At 68.9% G+C, this 22,601-nt stretch carries 22 protein-coding genes; 9 read left to right on the top strand and 13 right to left on the bottom strand.

The window, feature by feature from the left end; translation table 11 throughout:
- Positions 1-685 precede the first annotated feature (685 nt).
- Positions 686-2,017 (top strand): MFS transporter, encoded by a 1,332-nt coding sequence (locus tag AB8M85_RS15585; RefSeq protein ID WP_372699752.1) that lies wholly within the window; start codon positions 686-688, stop codon positions 2,015-2,017.
- A 107-nt stretch (positions 2,018-2,124) separates the two neighbouring features.
- On the opposite strand, the gene AB8M85_RS15580 is transcribed toward AB8M85_RS15585, so the two are convergent.
- Positions 2,125-2,793, bottom strand: coding sequence for a phosphoribosyltransferase (locus tag AB8M85_RS15580; RefSeq protein ID WP_372699751.1), 669 nt, complete (start codon positions 2,791-2,793; stop codon positions 2,125-2,127).
- Positions 2,794-2,894: 101 nt separating this feature from the next.
- Here AB8M85_RS15580 and AB8M85_RS15575 point away from each other — a divergent pair, with 101 nt between their 5' ends.
- The 3 genes from AB8M85_RS15575 (at position 2,895) to AB8M85_RS15565 (ending at position 5,677) form a co-directional block, all read left to right on the top strand.
- Entirely contained in the window at positions 2,895-3,350 is a 456-nt protein-coding gene (locus AB8M85_RS15575; protein WP_372699750.1) for an SRPBCC family protein, read from the top strand.
- Between the two features lie 113 nt (positions 3,351-3,463).
- Positions 3,464-4,051 carry a TIGR03086 family metal-binding protein gene (locus AB8M85_RS15570; protein WP_372699749.1) on the top strand — a complete coding sequence of 196 codons (588 nt, stop codon included), beginning with the start codon at positions 3,464-3,466 and terminating at the stop codon, positions 4,049-4,051.
- Positions 4,052-4,156: 105 nt separating this feature from the next.
- A complete protein-coding gene (locus AB8M85_RS15565; protein WP_372699748.1) occupies positions 4,157-5,677 on the top strand; it encodes an MFS transporter in 1,521 nt (506 codons plus the stop codon).
- A gap of 99 nt (positions 5,678-5,776) precedes the next feature.
- Here AB8M85_RS15565 and hpaD read toward each other — a convergent pair whose 3' ends face one another.
- Genes hpaD through AB8M85_RS15545 form a run of 4 tightly spaced genes read right to left on the bottom strand, consistent with a single transcriptional unit; the run spans position 5,777 to position 10,733 of the window.
- Entirely contained in the window at positions 5,777-6,874 is a 1,098-nt protein-coding gene (gene hpaD / locus AB8M85_RS15560; RefSeq protein ID WP_372699747.1) for a 3,4-dihydroxyphenylacetate 2,3-dioxygenase, read from the bottom strand.
- A gap of 36 nt (positions 6,875-6,910) precedes the next feature.
- The gene (gene hpaE / locus AB8M85_RS15555; protein ID WP_372699746.1) at positions 6,911-8,434 is read right to left on the bottom strand and encodes a 5-carboxymethyl-2-hydroxymuconate semialdehyde dehydrogenase; all 1,524 of its coding nucleotides are present in this window, start codon (positions 8,432-8,434) and stop codon (positions 6,911-6,913) included.
- Positions 8,435-8,484: 50 nt separating this feature from the next.
- On the bottom strand, positions 8,485-9,144 hold the full coding sequence (locus tag AB8M85_RS15550) for a GntR family transcriptional regulator (protein ID WP_372699745.1): 660 nt from the start codon (positions 9,142-9,144) through the stop codon (positions 8,485-8,487).
- An 11-nt stretch (positions 9,145-9,155) separates the two neighbouring features.
- A complete protein-coding gene (locus tag AB8M85_RS15545; RefSeq protein WP_372699757.1) occupies positions 9,156-10,733 on the bottom strand; it encodes a fumarylacetoacetate hydrolase family protein in 1,578 nt (525 codons plus the stop codon).
- Between the two features lie 473 nt (positions 10,734-11,206).
- Between AB8M85_RS15545 and AB8M85_RS15540 the strand changes: the two genes are divergently transcribed.
- Entirely contained in the window at positions 11,207-11,800 is a 594-nt protein-coding gene (locus AB8M85_RS15540; RefSeq protein ID WP_372699744.1) for a GNAT family N-acetyltransferase, read from the top strand.
- A 133-nt stretch (positions 11,801-11,933) separates the two neighbouring features.
- On the opposite strand, the gene AB8M85_RS15535 is transcribed toward AB8M85_RS15540, so the two are convergent.
- From AB8M85_RS15535 to AB8M85_RS15520, 4 genes are all read right to left on the bottom strand, one after another.
- Entirely contained in the window at positions 11,934-13,850 is a 1,917-nt protein-coding gene (locus AB8M85_RS15535; RefSeq protein WP_372699743.1) for a M64 family metallopeptidase, read from the bottom strand.
- Complete coding sequence (locus AB8M85_RS15530; protein ID WP_372699742.1) at positions 13,847-14,308, bottom strand: hypothetical protein; 462 nt, start codon at positions 14,306-14,308, stop codon at positions 13,847-13,849. The genes AB8M85_RS15535 and AB8M85_RS15530 overlap by 4 nt, the downstream gene beginning before the upstream one ends.
- A 122-nt stretch (positions 14,309-14,430) precedes the next feature.
- Positions 14,431-14,922: an SRPBCC family protein gene (locus tag AB8M85_RS15525; protein WP_372699741.1), complete on the bottom strand. Its 492-nt coding sequence runs from the start codon at positions 14,920-14,922 to the stop codon at positions 14,431-14,433.
- Positions 14,923-14,925: 3 nt separating this feature from the next.
- Entirely contained in the window at positions 14,926-15,663 is a 738-nt protein-coding gene (locus AB8M85_RS15520) for a hypothetical protein (protein WP_372699740.1), read from the bottom strand.
- Between the two features lie 194 nt (positions 15,664-15,857).
- Between AB8M85_RS15520 and AB8M85_RS15515 the strand changes: the two genes are divergently transcribed.
- From AB8M85_RS15515 to AB8M85_RS15505, 3 genes are all read left to right on the top strand, one after another.
- Positions 15,858-17,159, top strand: a complete 1,302-nt coding sequence (locus AB8M85_RS15515; RefSeq protein ID WP_372699739.1) for an amidase family protein — start codon at positions 15,858-15,860, stop codon at positions 17,157-17,159.
- Between the two features lie 61 nt (positions 17,160-17,220).
- Positions 17,221-17,832 (top strand): hypothetical protein, encoded by a 612-nt coding sequence (locus AB8M85_RS15510; RefSeq protein ID WP_372699738.1) that lies wholly within the window; start codon positions 17,221-17,223, stop codon positions 17,830-17,832.
- Positions 17,766-18,452: an RES family NAD+ phosphorylase gene (locus AB8M85_RS15505; protein ID WP_372699737.1), complete on the top strand. Its 687-nt coding sequence runs from the start codon at positions 17,766-17,768 to the stop codon at positions 18,450-18,452. The genes AB8M85_RS15510 and AB8M85_RS15505 overlap by 67 nt, the downstream gene beginning before the upstream one ends.
- 87 nt (positions 18,453-18,539) lie before the next feature.
- Here the strand turns inward: AB8M85_RS15505 and AB8M85_RS15500 are convergent, their stop codons facing one another.
- The 4 genes from AB8M85_RS15500 to AB8M85_RS15485 are packed head-to-tail and all read right to left on the bottom strand — an operon-like array spanning position 18,540 to position 21,858.
- Positions 18,540-19,421: an alpha/beta fold hydrolase gene (locus AB8M85_RS15500; protein WP_372699736.1), complete on the bottom strand. Its 882-nt coding sequence runs from the start codon at positions 19,419-19,421 to the stop codon at positions 18,540-18,542.
- Positions 19,422-19,423: 2 nt separating this feature from the next.
- Positions 19,424-19,753 (bottom strand): biotin/lipoyl-containing protein, encoded by a 330-nt coding sequence (locus tag AB8M85_RS15495; protein ID WP_372699735.1) that lies wholly within the window; start codon positions 19,751-19,753, stop codon positions 19,424-19,426.
- A complete protein-coding gene (locus tag AB8M85_RS15490) occupies positions 19,746-20,750 on the bottom strand; it encodes an alpha-ketoacid dehydrogenase subunit beta (RefSeq protein WP_372699756.1) in 1,005 nt (334 codons plus the stop codon). Before AB8M85_RS15490 ends, AB8M85_RS15495 begins: the two co-directional genes overlap by 8 nt.
- Before the next feature lie 52 nt (positions 20,751-20,802).
- Entirely contained in the window at positions 20,803-21,858 is a 1,056-nt protein-coding gene (locus AB8M85_RS15485) for a thiamine pyrophosphate-dependent enzyme (protein WP_372699734.1), read from the bottom strand.
- 155 nt (positions 21,859-22,013) lie between these two features.
- Between AB8M85_RS15485 and AB8M85_RS15480 the strand changes: the two genes are divergently transcribed.
- Positions 22,014-22,490: an Lrp/AsnC family transcriptional regulator gene (locus tag AB8M85_RS15480; RefSeq protein ID WP_372699733.1), complete on the top strand. Its 477-nt coding sequence runs from the start codon at positions 22,014-22,016 to the stop codon at positions 22,488-22,490.
- Positions 22,491-22,601 lie beyond the last annotated feature (111 nt).

The following is a 22,601-nucleotide window of genomic DNA, read 5'->3' as shown; positions in this document are numbered from 1 at the left end:
CTCCGGAACTTCTTCCATGACCCCACTCTTCCACCTGCCACCGACACTTTGGCCGTCCCGGGTTGGCCGGTGGACAGGACCGATGGGAATCGAACCTGTGAGGGGAAAGAAGCCGCGCGCGTCCGGGCCAGGGCAGTGACCCTGGTGCGGCTACTACCCTGTCACGGGATACCTGTCCGGGGAATGGAACCGCGGGTATGGGAGCAATAGTGCCTGCGGAAAGTGAACCTTGGGGCGGGCACAATAACCGGGCCCAGGGGGTCTCCCGCCGGAGGCTGTTTGCCCGGATATGGATAGGCGATCTGCGCTGTCCTCGGCAGGGGCGGTGACACCCGCGGGGCCTTCCAAGGATCCACATGGCCGGGATGGACGCCGGTACACGTTAGGGGTCTTGGTCGGCGTATTCCTGATTTTCATGGGCCTTGCTTTCCGTGGCTGGATGCCGTGAGCCGGCCTTTCGTGGTTCTGGTCGTCGGTGGGCTCGAAACCGCCGTCCCGGACGCTCCGGGCCGGTAAGGCATCGATGGCTTGGACCGCGGAGGCGACAGCGGAATCCACCATCGTTACCGCCGTCGGAAATTGACTGGAAATTGACTCGCCATCAGCTATGATGATCTGGATCACACCTACCGTCCGTTCGGTCGGTAATGCACCACGCGCGAAGGCGCCCAACACGGGAGTACACATGTCCCCATCCGCAGCAGCAATTCCCGCCGAAACGCGGCGTGAAGAGCGGAAGGTCCTCGCTGGGACCCTCGTCGGAACCACCATCGAGTGGTACGACTTCTTCATCTACGCCCAAGCCGCCGGTCTGGTCCTCGGCCCGCTGTTCTTTGCCCCGCTGGGTGAAACCGGCGCCCAGCTCGCGTCCTGGGCCTCGATCGGTATCTCCTTCCTGTTCCGCCCGCTCGGCGCCATCGTCGCCGGACACCTGGGCGACAAGCTGGGGCGCAAGAAAATGCTGGTCTTCACCCTCATCATGATGGGCCTGTCCACCTCGCTCATCGGCATCCTGCCTACCCACTCCCAGATCGGGGCGACCGCCGCGATCCTGCTGATCTTCCTGCGGGTGCTCCAGGGCTTCTCCGCCGGCGGCGAATGGGGCGGGGCGGCCCTGATGTCGGTCGAGCACGCGCCGGACAACCGCCGCGGCTTCTTCGGCGCCTACCCGCAGATCGGCGTGCCCTGTGGCATGATCCTGGCGACCTTCACCATCTGGATCCTCACCACGGTAATCGGCAACGAGGCGTTCCTGAACTGGGGCTGGCGGGTTCCGTTCCTGTTCTCCATCGTGCTGATCATCGTCGGCTACATGATCCGCCGCTCGGTCGAGGAGTCCCCGGTCTTCGCTGCCCTGCAGGAGCGCAAGAAGGAATCCTCCGCACCGCTGGGCCAGCTGTTCAAGCACAACACCCGCGAGGTCGTCCTCACCGCGCTGATCTTCATCGCCAACAATGCCGCCGGCTACCTGCTCATCGCCTTCTTCGCCACCTACGCCTCCAAGACGCTGGGCATGGAACGCGGCCCGGTCCTGCTGGCCACCACGCTGGCCTCCTTCGGCTGGCTGATCTTCACGATGTATGGCGGCGTCCTCTCCGACAAGATCGGCCGGGTGCGCACTTTCCAGATCGGCTATGCCCTGGTGGCCATCTGGTCGATTCCGATGTGGTTCCTCATCGACACGGCCAACATCTTCTGGTACTTCGTCGCCCTGTTCGGCCTGACCGTCGGCCTGGGTCTGTCCTACGGCCCGCAGTCGGCACTCTACGCCGAGATGTTCCCGGCCCGGGTGCGCTATTCCGGCGTCTCGATCGGCTACGCGCTCGGCGCGATCCTTGGTGGCGCCTTCGCCCCGCTGATCGCCGCGGTCCTGCTCTCGAACACCGGGCACTCCTGGAGCATCGGCATCTACGTCGTGGTCATCTCGATCATCTCGCTGGTCGCCGTGTCCTTGGTGAAGGAAACCCGCGGGGTCGACCTGCACGTCGAGCACCACGCCAACCACGTGGAGCCGTAACCCCGGCAGGAGCACTACAAAGAAGTACGACGGCGGCCGCCTCACCCTGGTTTCTGGGTGTGGCGGCCGCCGTGTGCCAAGCGCAGGAATCGGATGGCCACGCGCGGCTATCCGCCGAGGACCCGCAGGACGTCCTCGTCGGTGAGCTGTTCGTACCCCGCGTAGAAGGCGCCAACAGCACCGAACTGCTCCGGTTGCCGGGGGCAGACCACCTCGTCGGCGAGGCTGGCCAGTTCGGCGCAAACCTCCGGGGGGCCCACGGGGGCGGCGACGATGACGCGATCCGGGTAGTGCCCGCGCATCACCTGGACTGCGGCCTGCATGGAGGCGCCGGTCGCGAGGCCGTCGTCGCAGAGGATGACGGTCCGGTCGGCGACGTTGATGCCCCGACCCCGCAGGTAGGACTGTTGGCGGCGTCGGAGCTCCGCGGATTCGCGGTCGCGCACTTCGTTGAGGGCTTCTGGGTTTCGCTTCTCGGGCGGAAGGGAGGCGATGATCCCGTCCATGCGGACTTCGGTCTGCTGCGGTCCGTGGGCGGCCAACGCCCCGAAGGCCACTTCCTCGTGGCCGGGGACGCCGAGTTTGCGGACGATGAGCGCATCGAAGGGTGCCCCGATCGAGCGCGCCACGGCCGCGGCAATCGGGACGCCTCCCCGGGCGAGCCCGAGGACCACGACGTCGGAGCGGCCATGGTAGGCGGTGAAGTGCGTTGCCAGCTCGCGTCCTGCGTAATCCCTGTCGGTGAAGGGCCGTGGTGCCCCGGATACAGGTCCCATGCCTCCAGTGTGGACGGGATCCCCTGGGGAGACCACCCCCAAGCCACCGTGCCGGCTCGTGGAGATTCGGTGGGAAGGGCTGCGGCTGGGATGCTGTGGTGGTGACCGTCTACCTCGAATGCACCACGCGAACCGCGATGCCGCAAGCCCAGCTCTTTGACCTGGCCCGCAACATCGACGCGCATCGGGCCTCGATGGCGCGGTCCCGCGAGGAGGCAATCGCCGGGGTCACCTCGGGCCTTATCTCGCTGGGAGAGGAGGTGACGTGGCGGGCACGGCATTTCGGTGTCCCGTTGACGATGACGAGCCGGATCACCCAGATGGAGTGGCCTGACCGCTTCGTCGATGAACAGTCCAAGGGGCCCTTTCGGCGCTTCCGCCATGTCCATGAATTCAGCCACGACGCAGCAGGTACGGTCATGATCGATCGCATCGAGTTCGACGCGCCCTTCGGTCCTCTGGGGGTCCTCGTCGAGAAGCTGGTCCTGGCCCGCTACCTCCGGCAGCTCATCGAGTCCCGGAACCGCCACCTCGTCGGGCATCCCGTAGACGGGTGATCCGGCAGGGTGCTGGTTGCCCGGCCGGGTCACTGGACAGCGGTGCCAGCAGGGCTGGAAGATATCGAATGTAGCGGACGTCGGCGCACCGGTGACATAACCCGAGGAGACACATGCCAGCGTCCCCGCAATCCCCGTCCATCGAACCGCTCGCCCGCGCACTCGAGTGCGTAGGAGAGGTGATCTCCGGTATCGGCTCCGGGCAGTGGACCGCGCCGACCCCCTGCACCGAGTGGAGTGTCCGCGACGTGGTGGCGCACCTGGTCGGCATGAACCTGGTCTTTGCCGCGATGCTGGGTAATGAAGCGCCGCCTGATCGTGCGGTCGATCCCCTGGGGACCGATCCCGCCGCCGCCTACGCGTCGTCCGCGGCGAAGCTGCAGGGGACCTTCGGCGAACCAGGCGTCCTCGACCGTGTCTACAGCAGCCCGCTCGGCGATGCCACCGGTGCCGAGCGGATGCAGATCCGCCTCTACGACCTCATGGCCCATGGCTGGGATCTGGCCCAGGCAACCGGCCAGCCGTTCAACGTACCGGACGACCTGGCCGGCCCGTCGCTGGAGTTCGCCCGGAGCCAGCTGGCCTCCCAGCAACGGTCCGGCCGGTTCGCGCCCGTCCAGCCCGTTCCGGACGACGCCCCGGCCATCCTTCGCCTCGTTGCCTTCCTCGGGCGACCGGTTCGGGAACACGGGCCGGCATAGGGCACGTCCGCAGGGCGCTGCGGACCGGCAGCGCCGTCACGCGCCGCCTCCAGAAGGACGTTCGCCGAGGCAACAAACCACTGGGTCCAATGTTTGAATAGGCGGGTGACACCACATTCTTCCGCCCCCGATGCTGCCACCGAACCGGATCCCGGACGGTGGCGCATCCTGGCCGTCCTGCTGACGACCATGTTCATGTCCCTGGTGGGCGTGAGCATCGTGAACGTCGTGCTGCCCTCGATCCAAACCGGGCTGCACGCCGACGACACCGACATCCAATGGGTGCTCTCCGGATACGCGCTGACGTTCGGCGTCGTCCTGGTGGCGGCGGGCCGGGCCGGGGACATCGTCGGACGGGCGCCGATCTTCCTGGCCGGCGTCGTCATCTTCACCCTGTCCTCCGTCGGCGCCGGGCTGGCGCCTGATCCCCTGACGCTGAACATCGCCCGCTTCATCCAGGGGCTGGGCTCGGGATTGCTCAACCCGCAGGTGGTCGGGATGATCCAGCACCACTTCCGGGGACGTGAACGCGGGCGGGCCTACGGTGCATTGGGCAGTGTCGTGGGCGTGTCGGTGGCGATCGGACCACTCCTCGGCGGGGTGATCATCCAGCTCTTCGGAGCCGAGACCGGGTGGCGCTGGACGTTCCTTGTCAACGTCCCGGTCGGCGTCGTTGTCGTCGTCCTGGCCTTGCTGTGGTTCCCCCGGCCGTTGCTGACGCGGAGGACTGCGGCTGCGCCGTCCGGTGGGGTGGAGCCGATCGTGGATGCGACCGAGCCGGAGGTGGCCGCCCGGGGCCGGGCGCGGCGGGGCGGGCCGCGGGAGCGGGACCTGGATCCGATCGGCGCCCTGCTGCTGGGCTTGGCCGTGCTGGCGCTGCTGCTGCCGTTCGTGCAGGGCAAGTCGACGGTATGGACGTGGATGCTGCTGCCGATCGGACTGCTGCTCGTTGCCGGCTGGCTGGCCTGGGAGCGCCGCTACCGCGATCGCGGCCGCAGCCCGATGGTCGACCTGCACCTCTTCCGCACCGGCAGCTTCACCTTCGGCACGCTGATTGCCGGGCTGTACTTCCTCGGGGTGACCAGTGTGTGGGTGCTGGTGGCCCTCTACCTGCAGAACGGTCTGGACATGACTGCCCTGCAGACCGGCCTGATGGGGCTGCCGGCGGCGTTGACCTCCGCGGTGGTCTCCAACTGGGCGGGCAAGCGCGTGATGGACTACGGGCGGCGGATCGTCATCGCGGGGATCCTGTCCTCGCTGGCCGGTCTGGGCCTGAGCATCCTGGTGATCCAGCTGAACGCGCACGTCGGTTCCGGCATCTGGTGGCTGGCCGCGGCGCTGGTGTTCATCGGCATCGCCCAGGGGGCGGTCATCTCCCCGAACCAGACGCTGACCCTGGCCGAGGTGCCGTTGCGCTATTCGGGCAGTGCCGGGGGTGTGCTGCAGACGGGCCAGCGCATTGGCACCGCCGTTGGCCTGGCGCTGGTGACCGCCATTTTCTTCGCCGTGCTCGAATCCAGCGACTGGCAGGCGGCCTTCACCACCGGGTTCTCGGTGATTGCCGGCGTCGTGCTGGTGACCCTGGTGGTGGCCCTGGCAGACGAACGGCGGCGCAGCAGGCAGTGACCCTGTGGGCCATGACCTGCAACGCCGCCGTCGTCCCGAGTGGACCATCGTTGCCGGTGGGCCGGTTCCCGGGGGAGCCGGCGTCGTACCGGATTGCCGCTAGAGCTGGTGGCCCATCTTGAAGCCGACCTCTTCGGCCGGCTCGTTCTTCAGCGCATCGCCCGGGGCACGGGTGTAGGAGAAGCCGTCGGCGCCGACCGTGACGGCCATCTCCGACTTGTCCTCGCGGACCGTGACCTCCTGCGGGTTGCCGTCCAGGTCCAGGACCAGGGAGGCCTCGGTGTACCAGGAGGGCACGACCGGGTTGCCCCACCAGTCGCGGCGCTGGTTGTCGTGGACGTCCCAGGTGATCGTGGGGTTGTCCGGGTCGCCGGTGTAGTAGTCCTGCGTGTAGATCTCGATGCGGTGGTCGTCCGGGTCGAGGATGTAGAGGTAGAACGCGTTGGAGACGCCGTGGCGGCCGGGGCCGCGTTCGATCCGGTCGGAGATGCGCAGGGCGCCCATCTTGTCGCAGATCTGGATGATGTTGTGCTTCTCGTGCGTGGCGAACGCGACGTGGTGCATGCGCGGGCCGTCGCCACCGGTCAGGGCGGTGTCGTGCACGGTCTGCTTGCGGTGCATCCAGGCGGCGTAGGTGACGCCGTCGGAGTCCTGGATGTCCTCGGAGACGCGGAAGCCCAGTCCCTCGAGGTACTCGCGGCCGCGCGGCACGTCGGGGGTGACCTGGTTGAAGTGGTCCAGGCGGACCAGTTCGCCGGCCGAGTAGAGGTCGTAGCGCTGGTGCAGGCGCTCGACGTGCTCGACGTCGTAGAAGAACTCGTACGGGAAGCCCAGCGGGTCCTCCACGCGGACCGAGTCGCCGATGCCGCGCACGAACCCTTCCGTGCGGCGTTCGGTGCGGCAGCCTAGCTCCTTGAAGTACGCCTCGGCGGCGTCGACCTCGGCGGGGGACTTCACCCGGTAGGAGAACGCGGCGACGGCGGCGACCGGGCCCTTGCGCAGCACCAGGTTGTGGTGGATGAACTCCTCGAAGGAGCGCAGGTAGATGGCCGTCTCGTCCTCGTAGGTCACGTGCAGGCCGAGCAGGCCGACGTAGAACTCGCGGGACTTCGCCAGGTCGGTGACGACGATCTCCATGTAGGCGCAGCGGACGATGTCCGGCGCGGGGACCGAGGTGGTGGTGGTCTTGGTGGTCATGATGGTTCCTTAGCGTGCGGAGGGGAGGGGGAGGGGCTAGCCGTCGATGGTGGCGGCGTCGGCCTTGCCGAAGACGGGGTTGTGGACCTCGCCGAGGTTGATGTGCACGGCCTGCTGGTCCGTGTAGAAGTCGATGGAGCGGTAGCCGCCCTCGTGGCCCAGCCCGGAGGCCTTCACGCCGCCGAACGGGGTGCGCAGGTCGCGCACGTTGTTGGAGTTCAGCCACACCATGCCGGCCTCGACGTCCTGCGAGAAGTTGTGCGCCCGCTTCAGGTCGTTGGTCCAGATGTAGGCGGCCAGCCCGTACTTGGTGTTGTTCGCCAGCGCCAGGGCCTCCTCGTCGGAGTCGAACGGGGTGATCGCCACGACCGGACCGAAGATCTCCTCCTGGAAGATCCGCGCATCCGGGGACACGTCGGCGAAGACGGTCGGCTGGATGAAGTTGCCCTCGGGGAACTCCTCCGGGCGGCTGCCGCCGGCGACCAGGCGGGCCTCGGACTTGCCGATCTCCACGTAGGAGGCGACCTTCTCGTAGTGCTCCGGGTGGACCAGGGCGCCGACCTCGGTGGCCTTGTCGTGCGGCAGGCCGACCTTGACGCGCTGGGCCTGGGCGGCGTAGCGCTCGACGAACTCGTCGTAGATGGCCCGCTCGACCAGGATGCGCGAGCCGGCGGTGCAGCGTTCGCCGTTCAGCGAGAACACGCCGAAGATGGTGGCGTCGATCGCGGCGTCCAGGTCGGCGTCGGCGAAGACGACGGCGGGGGACTTGCCTCCCAGCTCCATGGACAGGCCCTTGAGGTACGGGGCGGCGTTGGCGAAGATGAGCTGGCCGGTGCGCGATTCACCGGTGAAGGAGATCAGCGGCACGTCGGGGTGCTTGACCAGCGAGTCGCCGGCGAAGCCCTCCTCGCCGAAGCCGTGGACGATGTTGAACACGCCCGCCGGCAGGCCGGCCTCCTCGAAGATGCCCGGCCACAGCGATGCCGACAGCGGGGTGAACTCGGCCGGCTTCAGGACCACGGTGTTGCCGGTGGCCAGCGCCGGGCCGAGCTTCCAGGACTCGAGCATGAACGGGGTGTTCCAGGGGGTGATGAGCCCGGCGACGCCGATCGGCTTGCGGTTGACGTAGTTGGCCTGGCGGCCCGGGACCTTGAAGGCGTCGTCGTGCTGGGCGACGATCAGGTCGGCGAAGAAGCGGAAGTTCTCCGCGGCGCGGCGGGCCTGGCCGAGCGCCTGCGTGATCGGCAGGCCGGTGTCGTAGCACTCCATTTCCGCGAGCTCCTGGCCGCGGGATTCGACGATGTCGGCGATCTTGTGCAGCACGCGGGAGCGTTCGCGTGGCAGCATGGACGGCCACGGGCCGTTCTCGAACGCGTCCTTGGCGGCGGCGACGGCGGCATCGACGTCGGCGACCTTTCCGGAGGCGGCCTTGATGTAGGACTCGTTGGTGACCGGGTCGAGGACGTCGAAGGTGTCGCCGTCGATGGAGTCGACGAGCTGGCCCCCGATGTAGTGCTGCAGGTGGGTGGGCAGGTTCTCCGGCACGAAGTGCTTGCTCATGGTGTGTCCTTTCGTGGTGGTCGAAACCGAGGATGAATGGTCCGGGTGGGTCAGATGGCCGAGGGCGGTTGGCCCGCGGCGGCGAGGTAGGCGTTCAGCGTGTTGGTGCGGTGCCGGCGGGCGGCCTGCTCGATCGCTGCGGCCGGTGCACCGGCGGCGATGAGGTCCAGCAGGCCGTCGTGCTCGGCGACCGAGTGGTGCGCCCGGCCCGGGACGTGGTCGAACGAGGAGGTGCGCATGGCGTTCAGCCGCGCCCAGCCGCGGTGGACCAGGTCCAGGATGTGCGGGTTCGGGCAGTTCTCGTACAGGGCGGCGTGGAACTGGTTGTTCAGCTCCGTGAACCGGCGCGGGTCGAAGTCGGTCAGCGTCTGGCGCAGCGACTCGTTCACCGCCCGGGCCCGGGCCAGGTCGGCCCCGCCCAGCAGGGGCGCCGCCAGGGCCGTGGCCGCCCCCTCGATCACCGCGAGCGTCTGCATGGTGTGCAGGTACAGCTCGGTGTCGATGGAGGCGACGGTGGCCCCGACGTTGCGTTCGAACAGGACCAGGCCCTCGGCTTCGAGCTTGCGGATCGCCTCGCGCACCGGGACCACGCTGCAGCCCAGTTCGGCCGCGATCGTCCCGAGCACCAGGCGGTACCCCGGGACCAGGGCCCCGGAGGAGATCCGTTCGCTGAGCAGGGTGTAGGCCTGCTCGGATTTGCTGATGGCCATGGTCGAGGGTCCTAGTCCTGCACGACGGCGGGGCTCTGGCCGACGGTCGAGTTCCCGGCGGCGAGCCACTCGGCGTACTTGGCCTTCCACGCGTCGTTCATCGGGAACAGGCCCTCGACCTGGTGGCCCTGGCGGACCTGCTCGAAGACGTACTCGTCCTTGCGCTCCTGCTCCAGGGCCTCCTCGGCGACCTGCTCGGCCATCGCCGGCGGGATCACCAGGATGCCGTCGTCGTCGGCGACGATGATGTCGCCGGGCTGGACGGTGGTCCCGCCGCAGGCGATCGTGATGTCGGTGTCCCACGGCACGTGCTTGCGTCCGAGCACCGCAGGGTGCGATCCGCTGTAGTAGGCCGGGATCTCCAGTTCGGTGACCGCGGTGAGGTCGCGCACGCCGCCGTCGGTGATGATCGCCGCGGCGCCGCGGACCTGGGCGCGCAGGCCCAGGATGTCGCCCAGGGTGCCGGAGCCCTTCTCGCCGCGGGCCTCCATGACCAGGATCTCGCCCTCGTTGATCGAGTCGATCGCCTGCTTCTGGGCGTTGAACCCGCCGCCGTGGGACTTGAAGAGGTCCTCGCGGTTGGGCACGAAGCGCAGCGTGCGGGCGGTGCCGATGACCTTGCGGCCGGTCTTGGTCGGCTGCAGCCCGTCGATGGAGACGTTGTTCAGCCCGTGCTTGCGCAGCGTCGCGGAGATGGTCGCGGTGGCCACCGCGTTCAGCTTCGCCTTGAGCTCGTCGGTGAGTACGACGGCGGAACCGGGCCGGGTGCCCCCGGCACCGGCCGTCCCGGTGCCGGCTCCGGGGGAGAGGGCACCGGCGGCGGCGGCCGCCTCCTCGGAACCGTAGGCGTCGATGAGGTCCGCGTCGGTGAGGCGGGGCTGGTTCCCGAAGGCTGCCATCGCCGTCGTGCCCTGGGTGACCGGGGTGGACAGGCGGCCGGTGGTCAGGCCGGAGGCGGTGTCGTCGACCTCGACCTCGACGGTGTCGCCGGGGACGATGACCGAGGAGCCGGCGGGGGTGCCGGTGAGGATGACGTCGCCGGGCTGCAGCGTCATCAGCTGGGAGAGGTCCGCGACGATGCGGGAGAAGTCGAAGATCAGCCCCGCGGTGGTGTCGTCCTGGACCAGCTCGCCGTTGACCCAGGTCCGCAGGCGCAGCCCTGCAGGGTCCACGGAGGCCGCAGGCAGCAGGGCAGGGCCCATCGGGGTGAAGCCGTCGCCTGACTTGGAGCGGATGTTCGAGCCCTTGTCGGCGTACTTCATGTCGTAGACGCCCAGGTCGTTGGAGGCGGTGACCCAGCCGACGTGGGACCAGGCGTCCTCGGGGGCGACGCGGCGGGCCGTGGTGCCGATGACCAGGGCGACCTCGCCCTCGAAGGCCAGGGCGCGGGTCTCGGCGGGGCGTTCGACGGCCGTGCCGGAGACCGAGAGCGAGGAGGCGGCCTTCATGAAGTAGGACGGGTGCTCCGGGGTGCGGCCGCGCTGGGCCGCCCGGGAGGCGTAGCTGAGGTGGACGGCCAGGACCTTTCCTGCGGCGTCCAGCACCGACTGGTCCACCGGTGTCGTGCTGGTTGCGTTGTTCGGCTCCATCGCCACGGTTCCTCCTGTGATGTACGAAATCGTATACGATTCATCATGCCGTGTGGAGCCGGTCACGTCAAGGGGGGCGAGGGGGAGGTGTTGCGGATGCCACCCCAGGGACCGGATCGGCCGGCCGCGGGCTCCCGGCCCGCAACGGCGTCCCGGGCTTTTCCGCGCGCTTGCACGCCTCGCTGGCAGTGCCGTGCCGGCCTTCGCCGGTTGACCCGCTTCGACTTTGCCCGTAAATTGCCTACGAGAGGCAACAATAAACTCTGCGGGTTTCGTAGATGGTTGAGCGCTCGAGTTGCCAACCGGGGGATGAGTCTGCCTATTCTTAGGGGTGGTTCAGCAGCGGGCCGATTGGTTCTCCAAAGGAGCAGCTTGAGCCCCCAGAATGCCGCACCCAGTTCGTCGAACTGCCACTTGCCCCACCCGGCGGGTCGCCTTTCATCCACTTCGACGTCTGCAGAGGTGGCCTGATCATGCCCATCGTCGTCGAAAACAACAGCAGGCTGTTCCAGTACCAGATCTTCAAGGCCGGGGAACTGGCCGGTTTCGTGCAGTATGACATGGACGGGGCCGACATGCGGATCCTGCATACGTCCATGAAGCGCTCCTTCAAATCGGCCTTGCTGACGGACATCCTCATCCACCACGTCCTGACGGAGGCGCACGCCAGCCGGCTGGCGGTCCTTCCCTATTGCCCGGCCGTGCGGACCTTCATCACCGAGCATCCGGAGTTCACCGACCTGGTCCCCTCTTCCTGGCAGGACCGCATCCCCTTGCCGGGCCACGAGATGTCCGGCGACGGCTCCAAGATCCCCCTCGACTTCGTCCGGTTGACGGGGTCGCGACGGGCCCGGCACCTGGCGACCACGCCGCAGTCGCGGGACGTCGCGCAGTACCTGCGCACCGAAACGGCGGCGATCCCGGTGGTCATGGAGCACCTGCAACCGCTGGCCGGTGAACCGGGAGACCCGGCGGAGGCGGGCGGCCAGGGAGACGTCGCCGCCCAGGAGGACGCCGGCGACCGGGCGGACGCCGGGGCCGATGTCCCGGAGCCCGCCCAGAGCTGAGCCCCGCCAGTGCTGATCCCCCAGGGATGAGCGCCGCCCACGGACGAGGGCCGGTGGTTGACCCGGGCCGTCCCGCAGTACGGGGCGGCCCGGGCAGCCATCGGCCGCATCGTCGGCCGCTGTCGCCTCCGGCTCAGCTGATGCCGAGCCGGAACCAGCCGGCCCACCCCCCAGCGCCGTTCCACCAGGTGCTGTAGACCTTGCCGTCGAACCCGACGGCAAACACGTCGAGCTGCTCCATGACCCGCGAGAGCGCGGTCACCGTGCTTCCCGGCGCTGCCACGCCGCCGGAGACGTTGAACCAGCCGGCCCAACCCGTGGTGTCGTGCCACCACGTGCTGTAGATCCGGTTGTCGGTGCCGACGGTGAACAGGTCGAGGTGGTTGCTGTAGCGGGCCACCGCCGTCACCTGCGATCCCGGCGAGGCCACCCCGCCGGAGACCTGGAACCAGCCGCCCCAGCCGCCGGTGGCGTTCCACCAGGTGCTGACGATCTTGCCGTCCTCCGCGGTGGTGAACAGGTCCAGCTGGTCACGATGCCGGGCGACGACATTGACGGTGGAATCACTGCGCGCCTTCTGCCCGCCGACCTGGAACCAGGAGGACCAGCCGCTGCGGTCATCCCACCAGCAGCTCCAGACCCGGTTGTCGGCGCCGACCACGAAGACGTCCAGGTGGAAGGGGTAGCGGGCGATGGCGGTGACCTGGGCCCCGTTGGCCGCGACGCCGCCGGAGACGTTGAACCAGCCGGACCAGCCGCCGTTGGCATCCCACCAGCAGGACATCACCTTGCCGTCGGAGCCGATGGTGAACACGTCCAGGTGGTCATTGGTGCGCGAGACGACGTTGACCGTCGAGCCCGCCCGGGCCACCAGGGTGCCCAGGGCGAACCATCCGGACCAGCCGCCGTTGCGGTCCCACCAGGCGCTGTAGACGCGGTGGTCCGTGCCCACCGTGAAGACATCGAGGTGGCCGGAATAGCGCGAGACGCTCGTGACCGGCGATCCGGCGGCGCCGCGGCCCCCGGCGGAGGCGATCCCGCCAGAGAGGTGGAACCAGCCGGCCCACCCGCTTGAGGCATCCCACCAGTCGGACATCGTGCGCCCGGAGGCATCCACGGCGAAGACGTCCAGGTGCTCCGGGTAGCGCGCCAGCACGCTGATCGGGGTCCGGGCACGAGCCTGGAGGTCGCCCAACGGTCCGATGCGGTTCCAGATCACCTGGCGGCAGACGCGGCAGAACGGCACCCCCAGGTTGCGCATCTTGCAGTCGTACTCGGGTCGGAAGGCCCCGCAATGGTAGTAGTGCGCCCCCTCGAACGCGCCGACCGTCCCGGCCGGGACGGTGCTGGCCCGCCCGTCGATCGCCGAGCAGTTCGGGTTGCTCATGGTCGGCAGGGCAGTGGCCGCGTGCACGGCCCACCCCCACTTCAGCGTGGCCCGGTTGGAGTTGACCGTGACGTTCGGTTCACCCGGTTCCCCGGCGGGATGGTGGTCGTGCCCGGTCTCGGCGCCGCCGGCGTAGTACGGGTACTCGTCGGCGAGGCCGAACGCGGTATGCCCGGATTCGTGGATGGCGATCTCCGAGGCCCCGGCGGCCAAGGAGAAGGTCCCGACCGAGCCGCCGGACCCGCCGTAGATCGTCGAGTTGACCACCACCAGGGCCAGCGTGAACTCCGGGACCTGGGCTGCCGCCGTCGTGAGGACGGTGGAGTTGTTGCAGACGAGCAGCCGGCGGATGCCGTTGCCGCCGAAACTGGAATCGAAGTAGGTGCGTGCCGTGGCTCCGGTGCCGCCGCCCGCGACGGGGTCGTCGGCTCCGGCGTCGGTGGAGGTGACGTTGGTCCGGAAGATGTTGATCGCCGGGGCCAGTTCATCGAACGGGGGCGTGGCGAGCAGGGCGGTGGCGAAGGCGGTGCAGGCGGAGTTGAAGGCCGCCTGCTGGCCGGCCTGGAAGCCGTCGCCGAGCAGGACGATGTTGAAGGCGCGGTTCCGCGGCGCCGAACCGGTGATCTGGGTGGTTCCCGTGACGGAGCCGTCGGCGGTGGTCATTGCCCTGCCTCCCCGGCTTCGAGGGGGAAGATACCCAGGACGTTTTCCCGCGGTTCCGGCGGGGGCGGGGGAGTGCCGCGTTCCCCGGAGGGAGGGGGCGGGGCGGCCACGTCCACGTCGAGTAGGGCGATGCGCCGGGCGGCCTCGGAGGCAGGCACGACGACGGTGAAGGCCCCCGTGGGGTGCTCGACATCGACGCGGGTGATGGGCTCCCCGGGCCGGTCCGGGAAGACCTCGCGGCTGGATGTGTCGTGGCGGACGGCCACCCGGGCCAGCGCCCGGTCGTCCGCGTCGCGGACCTCGGCGAAGCGTCCTGCCCGGATATCCGGGGCGGCGTCGAACCCGGGGACCAGGACGTCGACGGGCTGCTGGTGGATCAGGCGCACGTCGTCGCCGTCGTATTCGAAGATGAGCCGGACCGCTCTGGAGGGTTCGGCGGGCTGGTCGTTGTCGGGCATGTCAATCACGATCCTCGGGCGAGTAGAGGACCATCAGCGGCGGATTGCCGTCGGTGGGCACCAGTAGACGAGCCGCCGCCGGGCAAGTCAATGTCGGAACGGCAACAGGGGCCAGCGGGTGGTCAAGATTCGGCGATGCGCTTGAGGGCAGCGAGCGTCGTCGGGATGCCGTTGAGCGCCTCGTGGGTGCGGTGGGCGATCTGAAGGGGCGCCTGGTCACCGTATTTCTCAGTGAACATGGCGATCCCCTCCGGCAGGAAATCCCACGACTCCTCCAGCCGGGTGCCCTGGTCCGCGGGGGTCAGGCTGAATCCCCAGCGGACGTAGCGCCCGCCCACGACCCAGGCGAATTCGCGCCCGCGCTCGGCCACCACCACCTGCGACCTGGTCTCCAAGGTCCGCTGCTGGACCTCGTTCCGCCCGGTGAACCAGGCTCCGGGCTGGCCGGCGGCGGCAGCGTCATCCCACCAGCACGCCGTGCAGACGGGACTCCATTCGCCGGTCCGGGTGACGTCGGAGACCAGGTCGTAGAGCTCCTCGGCCGGGACCCGGACCACGATGGACTCCCGGTATCGGCGGATGCTGCCCCGGTTCAGGCGTTCCCCGTCACGCATCGCTCACTTCTTCTGCCGTCGGCTACCGCCGTGCCAGTCCTCCTGCGCACCGACCGTCTCCGCGTCGCCCCCGAGGGCCGCCAGCTGCGGCTGTTCGCGCAGGCTCCGCTTGAGCTCGGCGAACCCCGGGAAGCGCGCCAGCCCGACCACGTGGTCCCACAGCTCCCCGGCCGACTCCTCGCTGGGCAGCCGGCTGATCACCGGCCCGAAGAACGCCACCCCAGCCGGCGGTTCGAAGTGGATGATGGGAGTGCCCACGTCCTTGCCCGTCAGCGCCAGGGCCTCGTCGGTTTCCCGGCGGATTTCCGGGTCCCACGATTCATCCTCCAGGGCCTCGGCCAGCTCCACGGGCAGGCCGGCGTCGGCGAGGATCGGTTCCGCGAACGCCCGGGTTCCCCGCCGCTCGCGCACTTCACCCTCGGTGTCCTGGCCGGCGGGGTCGGGGGCGGTGTCGAAGATGTGCGCGCCGAAAGCCGCATACAGCCCCGCCATCGCCGCCCGGCCGTGTTCGGCGCGGGCCCGGGCCGCGACCCGCAGCAGCCGGAGTCCGGCCGTGTGTCCGGCCTCGTACTCCGGCGCGAACTGCGCGTCGTAGTCGACCCCGGAGTTCACCAGGCGCAGCGAGATGAACCGCCAGTCCACCGTGTAGTCGCGCTGTGCCTGCACCTGCCGGACCCATTTGCTCGTCATCCAGGCAAACGGGCAGACCGGGTCGAAATAGAAGTTGATGTCGGCATCCATGCCTCCACCTTTACACCGCCGGATGACCCACGACCAGCGAATGGCGCCGGGGCCTGCCGATGCCTTCGCCATCCCACCGGGCGCCGCCCTGCCGGTGCCATACTGAAGCCACGCCCGTCCACGCCGCCCACCCGTCCGCCCGACCACCCCGCCCACCCGTCCGCCCGACCACCCCGCCCGACAGGAGCCCCCGCATGAACGACATCCACCCCATCGAGCAGCCGGAACCCGGCGTCTGGACCCAGGTCGCCGACGCCGCCGAGGTCAGCGGGCAGCCACGGGCCGGCGAGCCGTTCGCACTCGCCGTCAAGGCCAACATCGCGGTGCGCGGCTTCCGCCGCTCGGCCGGATGCCGCGGCCTGGACTTCGGGCCGCAGGAGGCCGACGCCCCGGTGGTGGCCGCGCTGCGGGACGCCGGGGCCGTCGTCGTGGGCATCACGAACATGCACGAGCTCGCCTTTGGCATCACGTCCAACAATGCGGCCTTCGGCCCGGTCCGCCATCCCGCCGATCCCACCCGGGCGGCGGGTGGCTCCTCGGGCGGCAGCGCGGCGGCGGTCGCCCGCGGCGACGTGCCGGTGGCCGTGGGCACCGACACCGGGGGATCGGTGACGATCCCGGCCAGCCTGTGCGGGGTCGTCGGGTTCCGCCCGACGACCGGCCGCTGGCCCGGTGCCGGCCTGGTCGGCCTGTCCTGGACGCGGGACACCCCGGGCCTGTTCGCCCGCACCGTGGAGGAGATCCAACGCCTCGACGACGCCATCGCCCCCGGAATCGCTGGCGGGAACGATGCCAGTATCGATGCCGGGAACGACGGCGGTATCCCCGCCTCCGGTGCCCGGCTCGCGATCCCCGCCGAACTCGTCGAGGAGCTGGACCGGGCCACCGCCACGGCGTTCACCGCTGCCCTGGACATGTGGGGCAATGCCGTCGAGACCGTGGACCTGGAGCTGGGCCGCGTATTGGACCTGACGCGCACCGCCGAGATGCCGATCGTGCTCTGGGAGTCGCACCGGCTCCTGGCAGACGTCGCCGCCAGCGCACTGGGCCTCGCGCCCGAGGAGGCCTTCGCCCGCCTGGTCGAGTCCGTGGCCAGCCCCGATGTGCGCGCCGTGCTCGAGGCCGAACTGTCGCACCCCGTCACCGCCGAGGAATACGCCCGTGCCCAGGCGGAGGTGGCCCGGGCCCGCACGCTGTACACGGAATTGCTGGCCGAGGAGGGTGTGGACGGGCTGGTCTTCCCCGGCACGCCGGCCCCGGCACCGTTGCTCGGCCAGGACGAGCTGGTCGAGCACCTCGGCGAACAGGTCCCGACCTTTGGCCTCTACACGCGCAACACCGGGCAGGGCACTATGCTCGGGGCGCCCATGCTCACCCTGCCGGCGCCGGTTCCGGAGGGCGGACTCCCCGTCGGGATCACGCTGCAGGGAGCGCGCTTCGACGACCGCACCCTGCTGGCCCGGGGCCGCCGCCTCGAGGAGGCCTTGGCGCGATGACGCCGAAACCCTCGCAAGTGATGCGGCGTGATGCGCTGCACTCCGGCGTATCATGAGGGATATGGAAGCCAGGGGCAGAGACACCAGCATGGACGTCGTGCGGGAGCGCGTGTCGCGGGCGTTGGCGCATCGCCACTCCTCGATCTCGGCGGACGTCGTTCTCGACGTCCTGGACGAAGCAGTCGGGACCTCGGAGACGCTGACCGCTGGGGAACAGGAGTTCCTCCGGGAACACGCCGGGGCCACGGACGGTGACTTCACACCGGAGGCAGTGAACCTCACCAGGCTGGAGACCACCCAGCGTCAGGCAGAGGCGGCCCGGCAGATGCGGAGCAGGTCGCTGACGACCTCCGAGGTAGCCCATCTGCTCGGCCGAGCGCCATCGAATGTGCGCCGTTCCCTGTCGACGGGGAATCTCCAGAGCGTGGGATCCACGACGACGGGCCGGGAGCGGTTGTTCCCGGAATGGCAGTTCACGCAGGACGGACGCATCTTGCCGGGACTTCGGCAGGTCGTGGAGGCCCTCCCTGATGATTACCACCCACTCGACGTCGAGGAGTTCATGGTGACTCCCCACGAGGGCCTCCGGGGGCGTTCCCCGGTCGTGTGGTTGTCGGGAAATGGGGACGTGGAAACGGTAGCCAGGATCGCCGACGAGCTGGGCTGGGCGTGACGGCCAAGAACCCCCATCGACCGGACCGGCCCTTGACGTTGGAAGCGGCGGATATCCACCAGCACGCAGGACCACTCTGGCGCATCCACCGCTCGGCCGGAACCCACAAGATGACGTGGAACGGACTGCGCGACTTTGGCCCGCTCCCAAGGTTTCGTTGGGAACCACACCCCTTGCCAGTGCAAAACCACCCCGGAGTGGGCGTGTCCTACACGGCCGCCGGCGTCGTCACGGCTTTCGCCGAGGTGTTTCAAGAACGCCGCGCCATCACCCTGACCGGACAGCAGCTCTTGACTGCCTGGATGCCGTCGCGGACCTTGGAATTGCTCGATCTGAGCCGAAATCATTGGGCGCTGCATCACGGCGCCTCCGCTTCCTTGCCGGCGGCGCCGAAAAGCACCTGCCGAAACTGGGCGGCATCCATCTACGCCGAGTTGGGAACCCAGATCGACGGTCTGTATGTTCCGTCGACCGTGACCGGCGATCCAGTGGCCGTGTTGTTCTCACGGGCGGCCACCGCCTTTCCCATGGCTCCAGACTTCTCTCGGCCATTGACGCATGTCTCCGTGGAAAAATTGGCGCTCCAGGCTGCGGACACCTTGAGGTGGCCAATTCACTGAGCTGGTGGCCTGGACCAGGGGTTGCTTTGACTTAACGACAAAGGCCGTCCGGAATACCGGACGGCCTCTCGACGGCAGACAGCGGCCTCAGCCGTTGATGAACTCCACGGCGGCCTGCTTGAAGGCGCGCGAGGTCACCGCGTTGGCGTGTGTGCGGGCCGGAAGGATCAGCTCGCGCACGTGAGCGTCCGATCCCTGGTGCCCGCTGGCCAGCTCCATCAGCGTCGGCAGCGTCTCCGCCAGCTCGTCGCGCTCACCGGCGACCAGCAGCATGGGCATCGACGGGACCGCCTCCTCCGGGGCAAACGGCTCGGTCTTGATCGCCTCGACCAGCGACAGCAGCGAGAACATGTTGTTCGTCGGGACCAGCTGCGCCATGCGCACCAGTTCCGCGGTTGTCGGATCCCCGATGGCAGGACCACCGGAGAGCTGCGCCTGCGCTGCTTCCAGGTCGAAGGTGGCCAGCGGGTCGATGCTCGCTGGACCACCCATCACGACGCGGTGGACCAGCTGCGGCTGCGTGCCGGCGAACTCCCACGCCAGCCGCGCACCCAGCGAGTAGCCGAGCACGTCCACGCCGGAGGACGGATCGCCCTCGGCGAGCGGGTGCACGTGGTGGTCCTGCAGGATCTGCAGCAGTTCGGCGCGGATCCTGCTCGGCGTGTAGGCGTCCAGGTCCTCCGGCGCCGGGCTCAGCCCGTGGCCGGGGAGGTCGACGGCGATGACCGTGCGGCCGGCGTCGTTCAGCGCGGTAATCCACCCGGTGGACACCCAGTTCAGCTCCGTGGAGGAGGCGAACCCGTGGATGAGCAGCACCGGGCGGGCATCGCCATCGCTCCCGGTGGACCCGGTGGATCCGGTGGAAAACACCCGGACGGCCAGCGAGTTCGCGGTGCCCTCGACGCGGTGCTCGGCCGCGTGGTGCGCCGTCTCCACGGTCCCCTGGACCCCGCCCTCGAACCCGGCCACGGTTAGTCGTCGTCCAGGTTGGCGGAGAGGCGCACGCGGCGCTTCGGGGCGGTCTCCTGCGGCACGGTGCCGACGATCCCGGCGCTGTCATCGGCGACCTCGAAGACGATCAGCTCATCTCCCACGTTGATGGTCTCGCCCGGTTCGCCGTTGACGCGCAGGACCTTGCCGGCCTGCGGGGAGGGCAGGTCGAGCGAGCTCTTGGTGGTCTCGACCTCGACGAGCGGCTGGTTGCGCTCGACCTGGTCACCGGGGGCGACGAGCCATTCGAGCACGGTGGCGTCGATCAGGCCCTCACCGAGGTCCGGAAGGGGAAAGGACAGTTCAGCCACGGCGGTACTCCAATACTCGTTGAATCCCGAAGAGAATGCGGTCGATGTTCGGCAGGTACTCTGCCTCGAGGCTACCGGAGGGGAACGGCACATCGAAGCCCGTCACCCGCTCGACCGGTGCCTTCAGCGTACCGAAGCAGGCCTCGGTGATGGTCTGGGCGACCTCGGCGCCGAGGCCCGCGGACTTCGGGGCCTCATGCACGACGACGGCACGGCGCGTCTTGGACACGGACGCCGCCAAGCCTGCGGCATCGATGGGCTTGAGCCAGCGCAGGTCCAGCACCTCGACGTCGATGCCGTCCTCGGCGGCCAGCTCGGCCACCTGCAGGCAGCGGGCGACCATGCCGCCCCACGCCACCAGGGTCAGGTGCTTGCCGGGGCGCACGACGACGGAGCCCTCCAGGGTGCCCGGCTCATCGAAGTCGACGGTGTCCTTCTGCCAGTAGCGGGACTTCGGCTCCATGAAGACCACCGGGTCCGGCCGAGTCGCCGCGTGGCGCATCAGGTGGTACGCCTGGTGCGGGCTGGACGGGGAGACGACCTTGAGGCCCGCGACGTGGGCGAAGATGTACTCCAGCGACTCGGAGTGCAGCTCGGGGGATTGGATGCCGCCAAAGCTGGGGATGCGCAGGGTGATCGGCATCGGCAGGGCCCCGCGGGTGCGGAAGTTCATCCGGGCGATCTGGGTGACGATCTGGTTGATGGCCGGATAGGTGAACCCGTCGAACTGCACCTCGGGGATCGGGTGGTAGCCGGCCATGGCCAGGCCTGCAGACATGCCGAGGATGCCCGATTCGGCCAGCGGGGTGTCGAAGACGCGCTCGGCGCCGAATCGCTTCTGCAGGCCGTCGGTGATGCGGAAGACGCCGCCGAGCTGGCCGACGTCCTCGCCAAGCACCAGGGCGCGGGGGTTCTCGGCCAGCACGTCGGCCAGGGCCGCGTTGATGGCCTTGTTCATCGACAGCGTCTCGCTGCCGGTGCGGGTCACGGTGTCCATGGCGTCCTCGCTGGTCGGGGCGTTCCCCGTGGATTCGATCGTTGCGCTCAGGTTAGACATGCTCGGACTCCTCCCGCCACTGGGTGGCCTGCTGCTTCAGGGCAGCGGTCTGCTCCTGGTAGACGTACTCGAACATCTCGGCTCCCGGGCGCGGGCCCTGGGCCTGGACGGCCAGACGGGTGGCTTCCTCGAAGTCGGCGGCCTCGCCCTGGATGGACTCCACGGCTGCGGCATCCAGCGTGCCGTCGGCGAGCAGCCGGTCGCGCAGCGACTCGATCGGGTCGGCGCCGGCGTCGCGGCGTTCGTCCTCGAGCGTGCGGTAGCGGCCCGGATCGTCCGAGGTGGAGTGCGGTCCGCGACGGTAGGTCATCGCCTCGACGATCGCCGGGCCCTGGCCGGAGCGGGCGTGCTCCACGGCGGCTCGGGTCCCGCGGACCACCGCCTCGACGTCGTTGCCGTCCAGCTGGATGGCGGGGATGCCGTAGCCGGCCCCGCGGGCGGCGACGGAGCCGCCGGCCACCTGCTGCTCGGTCGGGACGGAGATGGCCCAGCCGTTGTTCTGCACGAAGAACACGACAGGAGTCTTGAAGATGCCGGCGAAGTTCATCGCCTCGTGGATGTCGCCCTGCGAAGAGGCTCCGTCGCCGAGGAAGATCAGTGCGGTCGGCAAATCGGTTTCCGGCCGGCCTTCGCGGATCGCGTCGAGCCGCTGGCCGTGGCCCCAGCCGACGGCGTGCAGCGCCGAGCCGGCGATCACTGTCTGGATCGGGGTGAACCGGTACTTCGTCGCGTCGTACAGGCCGCCGTTCCAGGTGGCCTTGTGGGTCGCCATGAATTCGGGCATGTCCACGCCGGCTGCCAGGGCGGCGCCCATTTCGCGGTAGGTCGGGAAGACGAAGTCACGGTCCATGTCCATGGCGCGGACGCTGCCGACCTGTGCTGCCTCCTGCCCCTGCATCGGCGCGTAGCCGGGCAGGATGCCCTGGCGCTGCCAGGCGATGGCCGAGGTGTCCAGGTGGCGGACCTTCGTCATCAGTCGGTACAGCTCAACCAGCTCGTCGGCGGACAACGCCTCCGGGTGTGGCTCAAGCCGGGGTGCTTCGGTCATGTTCGGCTCCCAGTAGTTCGGATGGATCGTCTAGGTGTGACGGTAGTTACCCGTCGGAATCTGCGCAATCTACCGCTGAAGGGTGCTGCAATCTGCACATTGTGTCTATGCTGAACGACATAGCACCATACAAACTGTTAGGCATTGAGGACGGCATGAAGATCGACGAACTGGACGCCAGGATCCTGGACGCGTTCTCCTCGGACCCGCGGATGTCGGTTTTGGAGGCATCACGCGTCCTCGGCGTCGCCCGGGCGACCGTGCAGTCACGGCTCGACAAGATGACCCGCGAGGGCGTGGTGACCGGCTGGGGGCCGCACCTCTCGGCCGAGGGGCTGGGTTACCCGGTGCGGGCGTATTGTTCGCTGGTCATCGACCAGGACGCCGGGCACGACGGCGTAGCCGCGGCGCTGTCGGAAGTACCCGAGGTTCTTGAACTCCATACGGTCTCGGGGGAGAGCGATCTGATGGCGTGCGTGGTGGCCGAGTCCAATGATGACTTGCAGCGCGTGCTGGACGCAATCATTGCCACACGGACGGTTCTCCGCAGCTCCTCGCTGGTGGTGCTGAACTCGCCGCTCCCGCTGCGGCTGCTGCCGTTGGCGCGGGCTGCGGCCAAGAGCGGCGAATGACGACCGGCAATACTAATCGACGAGCTTTCCATGACCCAGCTAGGCGCAGACAACTATAATCCCAGCCCGTACCAGTCATCTTGGACGCGCTTCGTGGGCTGGAGAGTGCTG

Source organism: Arthrobacter sp. JSM 101049 (assembly GCF_041679245.1).
Taxonomy (GTDB): Bacteria; Actinomycetota; Actinomycetes; order Actinomycetales; family Micrococcaceae; genus Arthrobacter_H.
Note: the sequence above shows the minus strand (reverse complement) of the source record. Positions and strands in the feature narration are given on the sequence as shown.

Bases quoted from the DNA above. Each gene is read 5' to 3' on its own strand.
- AB8M85_RS15485 (WP_372699734.1), bottom strand. From the start codon at position 21,858: ATGACCGAAGCACCCCGGCTTGAGCCACACCCGGAGGCGTTGTCCGCC.
- AB8M85_RS15515 (WP_372699739.1), top strand. From the start codon at position 15,858: ATGAACGACATCCACCCCATCGAGCAGCCGGAACCCGGCGTCTGGACC.
- AB8M85_RS15550 (WP_372699745.1), bottom strand. From the start codon at position 9,144: ATGGCCATCAGCAAATCCGAGCAGGCCTACACCCTGCTCAGCGAACGG.
- hpaE (WP_372699746.1), bottom strand. From the start codon at position 8,434: ATGAGCAAGCACTTCGTGCCGGAGAACCTGCCCACCCACCTGCAGCAC.
- AB8M85_RS15525 (WP_372699741.1), bottom strand. From the start codon at position 14,922: ATGCGTGACGGGGAACGCCTGAACCGGGGCAGCATCCGCCGATACCGG.
- AB8M85_RS15530 (WP_372699742.1), bottom strand. From the start codon at position 14,308: ATGCCCGACAACGACCAGCCCGCCGAACCCTCCAGAGCGGTCCGGCTC.
- AB8M85_RS15520 (WP_372699740.1), bottom strand. From the start codon at position 15,663: ATGGATGCCGACATCAACTTCTATTTCGACCCGGTCTGCCCGTTTGCC.
- AB8M85_RS15580 (WP_372699751.1), bottom strand. From the start codon at position 2,793: ATGGGACCTGTATCCGGGGCACCACGGCCCTTCACCGACAGGGATTAC.
- AB8M85_RS15510 (WP_372699738.1), top strand. From the start codon at position 17,221: ATGGAAGCCAGGGGCAGAGACACCAGCATGGACGTCGTGCGGGAGCGC.
- AB8M85_RS15585 (WP_372699752.1), top strand. From the start codon at position 686: ATGTCCCCATCCGCAGCAGCAATTCCCGCCGAAACGCGGCGTGAAGAG.
- AB8M85_RS15535 (WP_372699743.1), bottom strand. From the start codon at position 13,850: ATGACCACCGCCGACGGCTCCGTCACGGGAACCACCCAGATCACCGGT.
- hpaD (WP_372699747.1), bottom strand. From the start codon at position 6,874: ATGACCACCAAGACCACCACCACCTCGGTCCCCGCGCCGGACATCGTC.
- AB8M85_RS15545 (WP_372699757.1), bottom strand. From the start codon at position 10,733: ATGGAGCCGAACAACGCAACCAGCACGACACCGGTGGACCAGTCGGTG.
- AB8M85_RS15540 (WP_372699744.1), top strand. From the start codon at position 11,207: ATGCCCATCGTCGTCGAAAACAACAGCAGGCTGTTCCAGTACCAGATC.
- AB8M85_RS15490 (WP_372699756.1), bottom strand. From the start codon at position 20,750: ATGGACACCGTGACCCGCACCGGCAGCGAGACGCTGTCGATGAACAAG.
- AB8M85_RS15480 (WP_372699733.1), top strand. From the start codon at position 22,014: ATGAAGATCGACGAACTGGACGCCAGGATCCTGGACGCGTTCTCCTCG.
- AB8M85_RS15570 (WP_372699749.1), top strand. From the start codon at position 3,464: ATGCCAGCGTCCCCGCAATCCCCGTCCATCGAACCGCTCGCCCGCGCA.